Source organism: Nitritalea halalkaliphila LW7, assembly GCF_000265075.1.
In the GTDB taxonomy this organism is placed as follows: Bacteria; Bacteroidota; Bacteroidia; order Cytophagales; family Cyclobacteriaceae; genus Nitritalea; species Nitritalea halalkaliphila.
The window spans coordinates 1-13,414 of record NZ_AJYA01000071.1 but is presented as its reverse complement, the minus strand read 5'-3'; the positions used below and the strand labels follow the sequence as shown (position 1 = coordinate 13,414).

Genomic DNA, 13,414 nt, shown 5'->3' with positions numbered 1-13,414 from the left:
TTAAAATAGTAAAAAAGCCCGAGAGGGGCTTTTTTAATTGTTAATGGTTAATTGTTAATTGTTAATGCTTGGGTTTTAGCTGGGATTTGTGCTGGGATTGGTGATGGTTGGGGGTTGTGCTGGGATTTTGATGGTGAGGTAGATATTTTGGTATTGGCTTGGATTTGTGGTGGGAATTTCTTATATTGTACTGGAATGTGGATAAGCTATTGGGATTGTTTTTTCGTTTTAGGGTAGGTGTTTTGTTAGGATTGAGCTAGATTTTTTCGTTTTAGGGTAGGTGTTTTGTTGGGATTGAGCTAGATTTTAGATTGTTGGAGTTGGTGTTTTTTTGTGGGGGTGAAGGGATGCTCCGACCCTGAGGGGGAAAAGGTATTTTTTTACATTGGAGATAAGCTATAGGATTTTTAGGAAATTTTTTTTTGGTCTGTTGTGAAAGAGAATATCGTTAAGGAAAAGAGTTTTTTATTTGCTGTAAGGATAGTAAAACTCTATCAGTATTTATGTGAGGATAAGAAAGAGTATATTTTATCTAAGCAACTTTTAAGGAGCGGTACAAGTGTTGGCGCCATGATTCGAGAGGCCGAACATGCGGAGTCATTACATGATTTTAGGCATAAAATAGCGATCGCTCAAAAGGAAATTAATGAAACGCTATATTGGCTTGAGCTACTCAGAGAAACTGGCTATCTTTCTTTAGCCGAATTTTTAAGTATCCATACTGATGCTACCATACTCATAAAAATTATCACAAGAATTTTAAAATCCTCAAAAAAAAACAACTAACCCCTTCCCATCAACAATTAACCATCAACAATTAACAATCAACCATCAACAATTAACAATTAACAATCAACCATCAACCATTAACAATTAACAATTAACAATTAACAATTAACCATCAAAAAACCCTCTTCTTCGGAAAATATTGACTTTCTCGCCCATTTTTCATACTTTCAACTAAAAAACAGCATCTATGTCGACCAGAACATATACCTTTCTAGGTGTCATTTTTCTACTCATTTGTTTGTCTTGTGGTACGGTGGAAAACCAGTACCAGGGTCAAAAGGCACATGCGCCACCACCTGAGACTGACCAAGAAAATGTAATACTTCCTCCCGCTTGGCTTTTGGTGTCCTGTATGGAGCCTATACCAATCAGGAGCAAAGTATCCAGCTCATCCAAGATATTGTGGCCCATGAGTATCCCATTGATGCTTTTTGGATCGATTCCTGGATCTGGGATTGGGAAAATGAGGGAAAAGGCCCTGCTAAATACATGGACTTTGTCGCGGACACAGTTTCTTATCCAGATATGGAAGCCATGTGGACCTTTATGGAGGAAAAAAATATCAAAGCAGGCATGTGGATGTGGGATGCGATTCAGCTCACCGGAAACGAGCAAGCGTATGCCGATTTTAAAGATAGAGGCTACTTTAAAGAAGAAATCATTCATACCAGCAGCTGGCATAATGGGAGTAGAACCACGATTATGGACGATCAAAGCCAGTCCGTTCAAGGAACTTGGATGGGAAACATTGATTTTGAAAACCCGGAAGCGGTAGCCTATTTTAAACAGCGTGTCCAGCATTTCTTCGATAAAGGGGTGGACTTTGTCAAATTAGACAAAACGGATGATCTACATGTAGTCAAGGCGATGTTTGAACTATCGCAGGAGCTCGGAAAGGAATCTGCCGGGCGCGGATTTGTGCTCTCGCATAGTGGAGGGGTGGAGGATGAGCGGTATAAACGTTATCCGGCCAAGTGGACAGACGACACACGATCGGACTGGACGGTGGCCGATCCGCAGCGCTCTTTTTCCCCCTGGCTGCCCCCTGTAGCATTTCGAGAAAACCTCGAAATGTACACCGATACCGCCCAGCATTTCCATAAAATTCCCTTTTTAGCGAACGATATGGGTGGATTTGCAGTCAGCGAAGATCGATTTCTGGATGAAGAGTTATACATACGCTGGGTGCAGATGGCCCACTGGCTACCACTGACTACCCCCTTTGCGCAGCCAGAAAATGAAACGGGAAATATCGCATTTAAAGTCTCCCCAAAAGCAGATAGCGTTTTTAGAAAATATGCGCAGCAGAAGATGAGGCTCTTCCCTTATATCTACTCGTATGCACATCGGACACGTTGGGAAGGAAAAAATGCGGTACGCACGGTGCCTGGACAGCTGCATACCTATCAGCTTGGGGAAGAGTTTCTTATTTCCCCCGTTTTAGCGCCTGACCTAACTTCTCAAGAGGTCTTTTTGCCCATAGGCAACTGGTGGAGTACCATACAGGAAAGCGCTATGCAGGAGGGAGGGTTGTAGAAGTGCCTGTAAGCCTCGAGGATATGCCAGTTTTCGTGAAGGAAGGCGCCATTATCCCACTACGCAACTATGCGCGAGCAGTGGAGTTAGGGTCTAATGACACCTTAGCCTTACAGGTCTATGTAGGAAGTTCGGGTCGATTTACCCTTTACGAGGATGACGGAAAATCCAATGATTACCTACAAGGTATTTACTTGAAGATAGACATGGACTATCAGGAAGAGGCAGATCAAAAGACCTTAACGCTGCATCCTGCTGAGGGCTTCTACACCGGGCTAGAGGAAACACGTCACTATGCCTTGACTTTTATAAGCGATGAACCGCTTCGCCGAATTCGGTTGGCAGATCGGGTAGTTGACCTGGAACGAGGGCCTGGCAACACGTACACGGCTCCTATGTTTTCAAATTCCATTTACACCGGATTTCAAGCCATTATCGAATAAGCTGCTAGGAACAGAAAAGCGCTACACTAGGGAGTGTAGCGCTTTCATACTGTAAGGCCGAGCGCTACAGGAGCGGATTTTAGGATAGTCGCGTGGATGCAGCCCACGGGCCTCGTTTTATTTTGGCCTTCAGGCCAAAACCCCAGAGGTGGCGCCAGGCAAAGAGCAGGGCGGCACCTTCCGTTTTTTGTACGATATGCAGCAGCTGCCGCCGCTCCTTCCATAGTAGCCAAGCAAAACGGATATTGAGGGCGTTTTCTAATCGCCTGGAGCTAGCAGAAAAAAGCGCCTGTGCCAAGCCAAATCGGCCTAAGCTGCGCTCATAATCGGCACAAATTTGTAGCCAGTGCTGCTCGCGCTCCATGCGCGCGCGGGTATGAGCGAGTCCGGACAGCCGTTTTTTCTTCCCCAGGAGGTCCGTACAGGTGGTGGCATGCTGACGGTATTCCACGAGGGCCTCAGCTAAAAAGCCGATTTCACCATGCATGCTCGCGACGTACGCGATCCAGTGGTCATAAAAGCCACGTTTTGGAAATGGCAGCACCGCCGGTAATAGCCGGCGATGCAGCAGCATACTGTGCCCGGAGACGCAGTTAAATAATAAAAAAGAGGCTGGCTGTGCACCCGAAACAAACCGTAATCTATCCGATATGTGCGTATGCAGTGGTTGGCCATCCGCATCGATAAAGGCGGAATCATGGTAGACAAGTACCTTACCTGCACTATGGGCGTAGCAGCGTGCTATTTTTTCGGGATGCCAGCGATCATCCTGGTCACAGAAAGCGATCCAGGTGCCCCGGCAGCGCCGAAGTGCCGATTCAAAATTCGCTTGAAAGCCGAGGTTTTTTTCGTTTTTATACGCACGCACTCGCGGGTCACGCGCTTTAAATGCTGTTATAAGTGCCCAGGTGCCATCCTGTGAGGCATCGTCCTGCACGATAATTTCCAAGTTAGGATAAGTTTGTGCTTCCAGACTGGCGAGCTGTTCCTCTAGATAACATTCGCCCTGAAAGGTGCATAAAGCAATGGAGATGAGCGGGTAGGTTTCCATTCTTACAGATTTAGTAGGGGGTAAACTGTTGCATTTCGATTAAGCGGCTGTACAAGCCATCTTCCGCCAGCAGGCTTTCATGAGTGCCTTGTGCCACGATACGTCCTTGATCGAGGACGACGATCAGGTCAGCACGCTGTATCGTGGACAAGCGATGTGCGATGACCAAGGTCGTGCGGTTGTGCATCAGATGATCAAGGGCATTTTGGACAAGGCGCTCGGACTCCGTATCTAAGGCTGAAGTGGCTTCGTCGAGGAGCAAAATGGAGGGGTTAGATAAAATGGCTCTGGCGATGCAAATGCGCTGCCGCTGCCCTCCTGAAAGCTGCACACCGCGATCACCTACAGGCGTAGCATACCCGTCCACTAATTGCGAAATAAACAGGTGGGCATGTGCGATTTTCGCCGCTACCTCGATCTCCTCTTGGCTGGCATCCGGCTTCCCAAAGGCTATGTTGTCCCGCACGCTGGCATGGAAAAGAAAAGAATCTTGGTTCACGATTCCAATATGTGCCCGTAGGGAAGCGGCCTGAATTTTATCGAGTGGAAGACCATCGATGTAGATTTTACCCGATTTGGCTGAGATAAAGCGTGGATAAGTCCATAAGTGTACTTTTTCCCCCTCCAGAAGGCCCAACCAGCGCCACCGTTTGCCCTTTGCGGATGCGGAGCTGTATGCCTTTAAGTACCGGTTTGCCGTAGGCAAAATAAACCTGATCAAAGTGGATCTCCCGCTCAAAGCGCTGCAAGCGAAAGGGAACCTCCTCCTCCTCTGCCGTAACGGTGGGCGTATCGAGTAGCTGCAGTACCCGCTCGCCCGCTGCCAGCCCACTGTGGATGGTAGAAAATGAGCTACTAATGGCTTTGGCAGGACGCATAAGCTGAGAAAAAACCGCTATATAGGTGATAAACTCCGCTGCGCTTAGCTCCGAGTTCTCCTGAATGACCAAATTGCCGCCGTAGAGGACCAACAAGGCCACCATGCATACGCCCAGAAACTCAGATACAGGCGAGCTTAGCTGCTGTCTTTTGGCCATTTTGCGCCCCAGGCGCGCAAAGTGCTGGTTTTCACGCTCGAAAGCAGCTTCCATCCGCTCGGCCGCCTGATGGCCCCGGATAATTTTTATGGCCGAAAGTGTCTCGTCGATTAAACTGATCATGCGGCTATAGCTTTCTTGTGCCGCTGTCGCCTGTGCCTTTAATTTTTTCACAATCTGGGCGATAACAAAGGCTGCCACAGGAAGTACAAGAAGGGAAAACAGGGTCAATTTATAGGAAAGGGCAAAAAGAACCACCAGATAGGCCAGAAGTTGGAAAGGTTCTTTAAAGAGCACCTGCAGCGTTCCGGTTACGGCGTACTGCACCACCTGCACATCGGAAGCAAGTCGAGCTAAAATGTCGCCTTTGCGCTGGGTGTTCAGGTAGGGGAGGGGCAGTGCCAAAACATGGGTGTAGATGGCTTTCCGCATCCGCACGAGCATGTGGATACGCAGGTTTTCCATGATGCGCTCGCTGCCATAACGAAAGAGGTTACTCAGCAGCACCGAAAGTACCAGGCCGATGCAAATAAACTGCAGCGCGGCATAGGCCCCATGTTCTGCCTTCAGTCGGGCGCTGTAGTAGGCAAACTGATCCATGAGGGCATACCAATGTTCCGGTCGGGAGAGGTGCTCCTCAGGGCTCGTTTCAGCAAAAAGGGTGCTCAGTAATGGAGCGAGCAGGGCCAAGTTGAGCGTAGTAAATACGACTGCGAACAGCGTAAGCAGCAGATAGGGCAGCGCATATCGGCCGATAGGTGAGGCAAAGCGCAGGAGGCGCCAGTAGGTTTCCATGGTTTTAGTGTTTGGCAGAAAGGTGGAGGTGTGACTCCCATTTGCGCGTGGAACCAGAATCGGTTGCTTGTCTTAGCTGCAGGAAGCTGCGGAAGCTTTTCCAGATCCAAAACTGCCCGATTAGCCACTTGGGAAGCACTTCCAAAAGGAAAATTCGTGCGGGAGCGGTGTATGCCGGCGCATCATGTAAATGACGCATCAGTAGCCTGTTACGAAAGTAAATGGTTTTAACGGTCCTTTTTTTATGGCAGCTCAGAATGGTTTCCGATCCTAAGTGATAGCAATGCACCCTGCTATCGACATAGCAGGACCAGCCTTTTGCTGCAGCGCGGAGGCCCATTTCCGCATCCTCGTAGTAGTAGGGGCTGAAAATGGGATTGAAGCCGTCTAGTTCTTTCAACTTTTTGCTTTGGTAGATGGCATTCGCTCCGGAGAGGAAGGCGGTGCTACTGATTTTATCAGGTACCTGCTTTTCGTCCCTGAAAACGATGCCTTTCGAGCCGTGTACGAGGCGCTTCCGCGCAAATTCCACTTGCCCATCCGCACGACGTAAGGTTCCCATGATGCCGAAAGTGCTAGGCTTGGCGAGTGTTTCGTTCAGTAGCGCACGGAAATAGCTTTTGGGGAGTTGAATATCAGAATTTAAAAGGCAGGTATACGTATAACGTGCCAGACGAATCCCCCGATTGCATGTGCGAGCAAAACCCAAATTGTCCTGATTTTCTATTAGTCGGATTTGAGGGTAGTGGCTACGTAAAAAGCCTATGGAGTCGTCTGTAGAGGCATCATCGATGACGATAAGCTCATAGGGAATGCCAGCCTCTTCAGCTGCCGTGAGCGTGTAGGGAAGAAAACGTTCGAGCAGTTCACGTCCGTTATAGTTCGGAATTAGAATAGAGAGGGATACATTGGGTGCTGGAGAGGGCATGTTTATATAAAAATAAATAGATTAGATATAAGGCTAAAAGCAATTAAATGTAAATATACGAAAATTTTTCTTTATATCTATGTAACGCATAAAACTGTGTATGTGCGACACTAAGAAGGTAAAATTTGTGCTGTAAGTATGCATCGTACGAGATTTTACACCCAATTCGCTAATACCCCGAGCTCCCTAGGAGCGGATCCTAAGGTAACCGCGTACCCTCAGCCCGCAGTTAACGAGCGTTACCGCTGCCCCCCCCGAGCTCCCTAGGAGCGGATTTTAGGATAACCGCGTGGCTTCAGCCCGCGGTTAACGAGCGATCCTACCTCATCTCTCTCCGCGCGGGGGACAAACGCCGCAGCACCTCCATCTCAAACCGCGCGGAATCAACAATCGCGAACCTGCATTTTCGCATTAAACGCATTGCATGGGGGATTTCGATTTAGGGTTCCGCTACGATTTTCGCCCCACGCTTATATGGATGCTTCGCCATTTTGCCTGGGGCTATCGCCCCCAGGCCACCAAAAAATCCGCCGCTAAGCGGCTCGGGATCTATGCATGCAAGCGTATGCCGCTAAATAGCCATTTCCAGTGTGTCTCAGTTCTTCCGCGCCTGCGCCATTAACCATTTACAATTAACCATTAATAATTCACAATTAACCATTAATAATTAGTCCGCGCCACCTAAACCCGAGCTCCCTAGGAGCGGATCTACGATTCATTGGCTTCGCATAAACCTAAGCTCACAAAGCGCGGATTTTAGGGTAGCCGCAACGAAACTTTTTTCATGCATCAGCCGGGATAGTCCTTAACCATTTCCTCTTTTTCCAGCAGGAAAGATAATCTTACCCCCTCTAAGCTTCATGATTTCCTAACCTGTCTGATCTCGAATATCCGCACCTTTGTGGCCATACCTTCGAGATTATCATGAAACAGCTTGTACTTTTGTTATGCGCACTTTTTACGTTCACTTTGGGCTATGCCCAAAACACGGGCCGCCTCACCGGCAAAATCTTCGATGAGAAAAAATCTCCTATACCAGGGCAACCGTCCGGATAAAAGAATTGGCGCAAGCCGGAACGACTACTTCCGCAAACGGGACCTTTTCGCTAACTGCTTTGCAGGCGGGCGCTTACACCTTGGAGGTGAGCTTTATCGGGTTCCGTACGCAAACCCTGGAGGTGAGTATTCGTGCCGGGGAGGTGAGCAGCGTGGAGGTGCAGCTTCAGGAAAGTGATGTGCTGCTTGAAGGAGCGGTCGTTACTGCCCAAAGGCGCGAACAGACCATCCAAAAGGTGCCAGTGGCCGTGACGGCCTATGAAAAAACATTTTTTAATGATTTTAACATCCGCGAGGTAGATGCCCTTTCCGAGTTCGTGCCGGGCCTACAGGTGCAGCTGCAAAGCCCCAATAATCCGGGCTTTGTCATTCGAGGGATCACCTCTGATGATGGCGACTCCCGCGTGGAGCCACGTGTATCCGTCTTTCAGGATGGGGTAGCCATCTCCAAGTCCCGAGGTTCTGTGGTGGAATTATTTGACATGGAGCGGGTGGAAGTACTGAAAGGGCCACAGGGGACGCTTTTCGGAAGAGGTGCCCAAATCGGAGCCGTTCACTTTATCCAAAATAAGGCGCAAAGAGACTTCGCGGGCGAGCTGACACTGGGCTATGGGAACTTTAATCAACAGTTAGCCTCTGGCTTTATCAATACCCCACTTTCGGATAAGGTCTTCTTCCGGGTGGCGGGACAGTTCAACCGAAGAGATGGTTTTATCGAGAATTTGGCTGGAGGCCGCCTAAATGGAAAAGAGACTGCGGCGGTGCGTGGCGCTCTGCGTTGGCTGGCTTCGCCCAAAACGGTGGTGGATGTGATTTATAATTATCAAAAAGATAATTTTCCAGGCACTGCCTTTATCAGTGGCACGATCGCGCCTCCTGGGCAGGAGCCGAGCCCTTTTGGACCCGCCACCCTCGAACGTGGCGAGGAGCTGGGCATCGACAGGAATGTCTGGGGCGGTACGGTGCTGGTGGATCATGAGCTAACGGGTAATCTGACACTGAATAGCATCACCGCTTACCGTGAGTTTTTCTCGGACGAGGCTTTCGATGCGGATGGAAGTGCACTGCCAGCGCTGTCTTTTTCAGAAATTGCCTTTGGACGTCAGTTTAGCCAAGAACTGCGTTTCACCTACGATAACAAAAGTAATTTTTCCGGCTTCTTCGGTGGCTCTTATTTCTATGAGCAAGGCTTCCAGCGCGTGCCCTTTGAAACGAATGAAAACAGTTTTGTGGCCCTGGTCAGCCCCGTGCTTAATGAACTTTCGGGGGGCGCCTTCCCTGTTTTGCCACGGTTTAATCCTGATGGAAGCCCCTTTTTAGCAGCTGGTGCTCTTCTCGGTATTCCGTTTAAAGACCGCCATACGGAAATGTTCCAAAACAATGGACAGGTACAGGCCTACGAGTCTTCGCAGACGGGACCTACACGACAGGGAACTGGGCCATGACGCTGGGACTTCGTGCTACCCATGAGCGGGTCAGCAATGGCTATGAGGCCTTCTTCGATGGTTCGCCAAGCGTCATCAGTGCGGCATTGGGGAATCCTCTTGGGGGTGGTCCCAACCTGATTTTTCGCCCCACGGATGGCCGTATACGCGGTGAAGGGACGTTTAATTCCATGGTGGGCCGTGGGGTGCTCGCCTATACCTTTAATGAAAATGTAAATGGTTACGCGAACATTTCCCGAGGTCGGCGTCCGAATGTGATCCAGGTGACGGCAGATGGTCCGGAAGAGCTAAATGCGGAGATCGTCTGGTCGTATGAGCTGGGGCTCAAAGGGCTCTACCGAAGACTTAGCTACGATTTTGCTGCTTATTATTACGATTACACAAATTTTCAGGTCACCATCATTGAAAATCAGGGAGGCACCTTGCAGGCCTTGACCCGGGATGCAGGAAATGCTTCGGCATTAGGGTTTGAAACGAGTTTCCGCTACGCATTCACACGCAACATCTCCCTTTTTGGGAATTACGGCTTTATCGATGCGCAGATAAACGAAACGGATCGGGATGGAAACGAGCAGGAGTTGGGTGGTAACCGCTTCCGATTGACGCCGCGGCATAGTTTTTCGATCGGGGTTTTGGCGGACCTGCCCTTGGGCAATGGGGGTATATTCTTCCGTCCTTCCTTTGACCTATAAGTCTCAGGTGTTCTTCGAAGAAGAAAATCAGCCCGGTATCGAGCAGGAAGGATATGGACTGCTTAATATGCGCGCGGGCTATTATACAGCAGGTAAAAAATGGGAGTTTGCCCTTTACGGCAGCAATCTCTTGGATGAGCAGTATCTGATCGATGCGGGCAACACAGGTCTGGCTTTCGGAACACCCACCTTTATCGCGGGTCCTCCTCGCTTCTTCGGACTTCAGGTGACGGGCAGGTTTTAATACCTGCCCCAAATTCCCTTTTTCCAAGGTCAAACCTTAGGGCTGGAGCCCTGCTTTAGCACGAGGATGACGATCATCACCACCGCAAATCCCCCGAGCTCCCCAGGAGCGGATTTTAGGATAACCGCGTGGCCTCTTCCCGCAGCCGACAGGTGAACCTCTCTCAATTTTTTATTTTGCTCATTTTTTGGCTAATTAGCGTTAAATCTTAGTATATTTGATTTTCATTAAACAATAAGTTATTGATGCAGAGACGTTTTAGAGAATTTTATAAAAGCTACTTAAGTTTTTCGTACAATGTGGCGAATAAAAATAATGCCTTAAGGATACTTAAAGACGTAGAATCAGTAAAAGGAAAGACAGATAAAAAGCTGCTGAAGTCCTGCGACGATTACGCAGGGGATGTATTAGGTTGGAAAGGATATGCGCCCTGGTTGTATATGTACACTGCTGTAAGTGGGGCTTTTCAAGAAGGCTGGATTCCAGATAACTATTATGGCAAGGTGGTGGTCCCTGCTTTAAAAGGAAATTATGGAGCAGTCGGCGATTATAATGCCTTAACCAGTCGTCTTTTGGACTCTTCTCTTTTTCCTGATTTGGGTTATTATACGAATGGCCTCTGGTTGTTACCTGACTACACAGTCCTATCGGAAAAGCAGTTTATACGTCACCTTCGTGAGCAATGTGAAAAAGTGGTTTTCAAGCTAGATAGTTCTAAGCAGGGAAGAGGGATCTATTTTTTCGACTCCAGTGCTATTAATGGGGAAGAAATTAAGAAATTAGGGAACGGGGTTTTTCAGAGCTATATCCAGCAGCATGATTTCTTTAATGAAATCATGGAGAACTCAGTAGCGACGATAAGGCTCACGAGCGTTACATCAGATACGGGAGAGGTTAGTGTGCGATCATGCTTCTTACGCGTGGGGCGTAGAGAGGATACGCATATACATACTACTTCTAATATAAAACTACCTGTTGATTTAGCTGATGGTAAGCTTGGAAAGTTTGGGTTCTCTCCGCGGTGGTTAGAGATTGAAAAGCACCCAGATACGGGATTTGTATTTGAAAATCAGTATATCCCTAATTTTCATTCTATGGTTTCCACTGTAATGGAGTTACATCGAAAAGTGCCATTTGTACGGATTATAGGTTGGGATCTCACAGTAGATCAGTCAGGTCAGCCGCAGGTAATGGAATGGAATGGAGGGCATAATGGTATATACTTTACAGAAGCTGTTCAAGGGCCCGGTTTTATTGGTTTGGGTCTAGAAGAGCTATGGAAAAAATAAAGTTTACGCATTTCCCCTAAAGCGCTTATGGATTTATTCCGTCTCCTCGATAACCTGAAGTACATGCATTTTTTTTAGAGTGTGTCTGACGCCATCAAGTTTTTCGTATTTTTGGTTTGAGTTATTACAGTATCCATGATTCAGAGACGTTTATGAGAATTTTATAAAAGCTACTTAGGGTTTTCGTATGATAGAGCAAATAAGGCAAATGCTATAAGAGCACTTAAAACCATAGAAGCAATTAAAGGAAAAACGGATGCTAAATTACTCAAATTATGTGACGAGTATGCAGTGGAAGTTTTGGGTTGGAAAGGGTACGCGTCCTGGTTACATGTGTACACGGCTATGCGCGGGACTTTTAATGAGGGCTGGATACCAGATAATTACTATGGTAAAGTAGTGGTTCCTATTTGGGCTTTGAGAACTTGTGGATATTTAATAGCACAGGATAAAAACTCAGCGTTCTGTCAGCTTTCCTTTTTTCTACAGCGGGTCAGCCGCTGGCAGCGCGAAGTATAACACGAAGAAAGATTTTTATAGTTACAGTTACGGCCTGCGCTTTGTTCTTCTTCATCCGTGTGGCTTTAGCTTACGGATGACGATCCTTATTACCGCTGCACCCCCGAGCTCTACAGGAGCGGATTTTAGGATAACCGCGTGGCTTCAGCCCGCGGTTAACGAACGATTCTACCTCATCTCTCTCCGCGCGGGGAAAAACGCCGCAGCACCTCCATCCCAAACCGCGCGGAATCAACAATCTCGAACCTGCATGTCCGCGATAAACGCATTGCATGGGGATTTCGATTTAGGGTTCCGCTACGATTTTCGCCCCACGCTTAAATAGATGCTTCGCCATTTTGCCTGGGGCTAGCGCCCTCAGGCCACCAAAAAATCCGCCGCTAAGCGGCTCGGGATCTATGCATGCAAGCGTATGCCGCTAAATAGCCATTTCCAGTGTGTCTCAGTTCTTCCGCGCCTGCGCCATTAACCATTTACAATTAACCATTAACCATTTACAATTAACCATTAATAATTAGTCCGCGCCACCTAAACCCGAGCTCCATAGGAGCGGATTTTAGGATACCCGCGTGGTTTCAGCCCGCGGTTAACGAGCGATCCTACCTCATCTCTCCCCGCGCGGGGGACAAACAGCGCAGCACTTCCATCGCAAACCGCGCGGAATCAACAATCGCGAACCTGCATTTTCGCATTAAACGCATTGCATGGGGGATTTCGATTTAGGGTTCCGCTGCGATTTTCGCCCCACGCTTATATGGATGCTTCGCCATTTTGCCTGGGGCTGGCGCCCCCAGCCACCAAAAAATCCGTCGCTAAGCGGCTCGGGATTTATGATTTTTGGAAAAAGAAAGTAAACGATCAAAAACGAACATGAAAAAGAAAGCAAACGAAAGCAAAAGAAACCAAACGATCACAAAACCCTCGAAAATAGAAAGAAAAACGAAAGTAAACGATCCCCAATCGATCATTCCTCCTCGAAAATAGAAAACAAACGAACATCCGCCTTACACACCATTCCGTCTTAAAAAATCGCCTCAAAAGCAGTCCACAACACCCCACGCCAACAACCCCATTAACCATTAACAATTAACCATTAACAATCAACCATTAAAAAAAAAGCCATGACAACCCAACCAAGTCCCACGCCCACAGCGCCATTAACAATTAACAATTAACCATTAACAATTAAAAAAGCCCTTCAGATTTCTCCAAAGGGCTTCAATGATGAGGCGGCGACCTACTCTCCCAGATGTAACTCCAGTACCATCGGCGCAGTAGGGCTTAACTTCTCTGTTCGGGATGGGAAGAGGTGGAACCCCTACGCTAGGCCGCCAGGCCTTTCTACTGTCTCTTGTCTGACCCTCATCTAGTCAAACCAGTAGCTACTTCACGTAGTCAATATTTTTTAGCGCTCCTAACTCACTCTCGTGACTCGCAGCGTATGCTTTTAACATGTTGGGAGAAAATGCAATAGGGTAATCTAACGTAAGTTTTCGGGTCATTAGTACTGCTCAGCTATGCCATTGCTGACTTTACACCTGCAGCCTATCAACGTCATCGTCTCTGACGTCCCTGTTTGGAAGTCTCATC

At 47.9% G+C, this 13,414-nt stretch carries 12 protein-coding genes and 2 rRNA genes; 7 read left to right on the top strand and 7 right to left on the bottom strand.

What is annotated here, in order from left to right; genetic code table 11:
• Positions 1-432: 432 nt before the first annotated feature.
• From A3SI_RS15580 to A3SI_RS15570, 3 genes are all read left to right on the top strand, one after another.
• Complete coding sequence (locus A3SI_RS15580; RefSeq protein ID WP_009057395.1) at positions 433-786, top strand: four helix bundle protein; 354 nt, start codon at positions 433-435, stop codon at positions 784-786.
• 336 nt (positions 787-1,122) lie between these two features.
• On the top strand, positions 1,123-2,325 hold the full coding sequence (locus tag A3SI_RS15575) for an alpha-xylosidase (protein ID WP_009057394.1): 1,203 nt from the start codon (positions 1,123-1,125) through the stop codon (positions 2,323-2,325).
• Positions 2,280-2,768: a DUF5110 domain-containing protein gene (locus A3SI_RS15570; RefSeq protein ID WP_009057392.1), complete on the top strand. Its 489-nt coding sequence runs from the start codon at positions 2,280-2,282 to the stop codon at positions 2,766-2,768. The genes A3SI_RS15575 and A3SI_RS15570 overlap by 46 nt, the downstream gene beginning before the upstream one ends.
• A gap of 79 nt (positions 2,769-2,847) precedes the next feature.
• Here the strand turns inward: A3SI_RS15570 and A3SI_RS17860 are convergent, their stop codons facing one another.
• From A3SI_RS17860 to A3SI_RS15555, 4 genes are read right to left on the bottom strand one after another with little or no spacing between them, the layout of a single operon-like run.
• On the bottom strand, positions 2,848-3,819 hold the full coding sequence (locus A3SI_RS17860) for a glycosyltransferase family 2 protein (protein WP_009057390.1): 972 nt from the start codon (positions 3,817-3,819) through the stop codon (positions 2,848-2,850).
• A gap of 10 nt (positions 3,820-3,829) precedes the next feature.
• A complete protein-coding gene (locus A3SI_RS23030; RefSeq protein WP_316929242.1) occupies positions 3,830-4,456 on the bottom strand; it encodes an ABC transporter ATP-binding protein in 627 nt (208 codons plus the stop codon).
• Entirely contained in the window at positions 4,386-5,651 is a 1,266-nt protein-coding gene (locus tag A3SI_RS15560) for an ABC transporter ATP-binding protein (protein ID WP_316929241.1), read from the bottom strand. Before A3SI_RS15560 ends, A3SI_RS23030 begins: the two co-directional genes overlap by 71 nt.
• Before the next feature lie 4 nt (positions 5,652-5,655).
• Positions 5,656-6,579 carry a glycosyltransferase family 2 protein gene (locus tag A3SI_RS15555; protein WP_009057388.1) on the bottom strand — a complete coding sequence of 308 codons (924 nt, stop codon included), beginning with the start codon at positions 6,577-6,579 and terminating at the stop codon, positions 5,656-5,658.
• Between the two features lie 1,025 nt (positions 6,580-7,604).
• On the opposite strand from A3SI_RS15555, the gene A3SI_RS15545 reads away from it, so the two are divergent.
• Genes A3SI_RS15545 through A3SI_RS21780 form a run of 3 tightly spaced genes read left to right on the top strand, consistent with a single transcriptional unit; the run spans position 7,605 to position 10,016 of the window.
• On the top strand, positions 7,605-9,080 hold the full coding sequence (locus tag A3SI_RS15545; protein ID WP_083836555.1) for a TonB-dependent receptor: 1,476 nt from the start codon (positions 7,605-7,607) through the stop codon (positions 9,078-9,080).
• Positions 9,077-9,772, top strand: a complete 696-nt coding sequence (locus tag A3SI_RS15540; protein WP_040671160.1) for a TonB-dependent receptor domain-containing protein — start codon at positions 9,077-9,079, stop codon at positions 9,770-9,772. The genes A3SI_RS15545 and A3SI_RS15540 overlap by 4 nt, the downstream gene beginning before the upstream one ends.
• On the top strand, positions 9,762-10,016 hold the full coding sequence (locus A3SI_RS21780) for a TonB-dependent receptor (protein ID WP_040671159.1): 255 nt from the start codon (positions 9,762-9,764) through the stop codon (positions 10,014-10,016). Before A3SI_RS15540 ends, A3SI_RS21780 begins: the two co-directional genes overlap by 11 nt.
• Positions 10,017-10,045: 29 nt before the next feature.
• Here the strand turns inward: A3SI_RS21780 and A3SI_RS19140 are convergent, their stop codons facing one another.
• Positions 10,046-10,183 carry a hypothetical protein gene (locus A3SI_RS19140; RefSeq protein WP_156810347.1) on the bottom strand — a complete coding sequence of 46 codons (138 nt, stop codon included), beginning with the start codon at positions 10,181-10,183 and terminating at the stop codon, positions 10,046-10,048.
• 78 nt (positions 10,184-10,261) lie between these two features.
• Between A3SI_RS19140 and A3SI_RS15530 the strand changes: the two genes are divergently transcribed.
• On the top strand, positions 10,262-11,305 hold the full coding sequence (locus A3SI_RS15530; protein ID WP_009057386.1) for a sugar-transfer associated ATP-grasp domain-containing protein: 1,044 nt from the start codon (positions 10,262-10,264) through the stop codon (positions 11,303-11,305).
• 1,743 nt (positions 11,306-13,048) lie between these two features.
• Here the strand turns inward: A3SI_RS15530 and rrf are convergent.
• Together rrf and A3SI_RS15515 are read right to left on the bottom strand one after the other, a co-directional pair.
• Positions 13,049-13,160 (bottom strand): 5S ribosomal RNA (gene rrf / locus A3SI_RS15520).
• Positions 13,161-13,305: 145 nt separating this feature from the next.
• A 23S ribosomal RNA gene (locus A3SI_RS15515) occupies positions 13,306-13,414 on the bottom strand; the annotation flags it as partial.

Excerpts from the sequence above, each read along its gene's own strand:
- A3SI_RS17860 (WP_009057390.1), bottom strand. The coding sequence starts at position 3,819 with ATGGAAACCTACCCGCTCATCTCCATTGCTTTATGCACCTTTCAGGGC.
- A3SI_RS15530 (WP_009057386.1), top strand. The coding sequence starts at position 10,262 with ATGCAGAGACGTTTTAGAGAATTTTATAAAAGCTACTTAAGTTTTTCG.
- A3SI_RS15560 (WP_316929241.1), bottom strand. The coding sequence starts at position 5,651 with ATGGAAACCTACTGGCGCCTCCTGCGCTTTGCCTCACCTATCGGCCGA.
- A3SI_RS15540 (WP_040671160.1), top strand. The coding sequence starts at position 9,077 with ATGACGCTGGGACTTCGTGCTACCCATGAGCGGGTCAGCAATGGCTAT.
- A3SI_RS15555 (WP_009057388.1), bottom strand. The coding sequence starts at position 6,579 with ATGCCCTCTCCAGCACCCAATGTATCCCTCTCTATTCTAATTCCGAAC.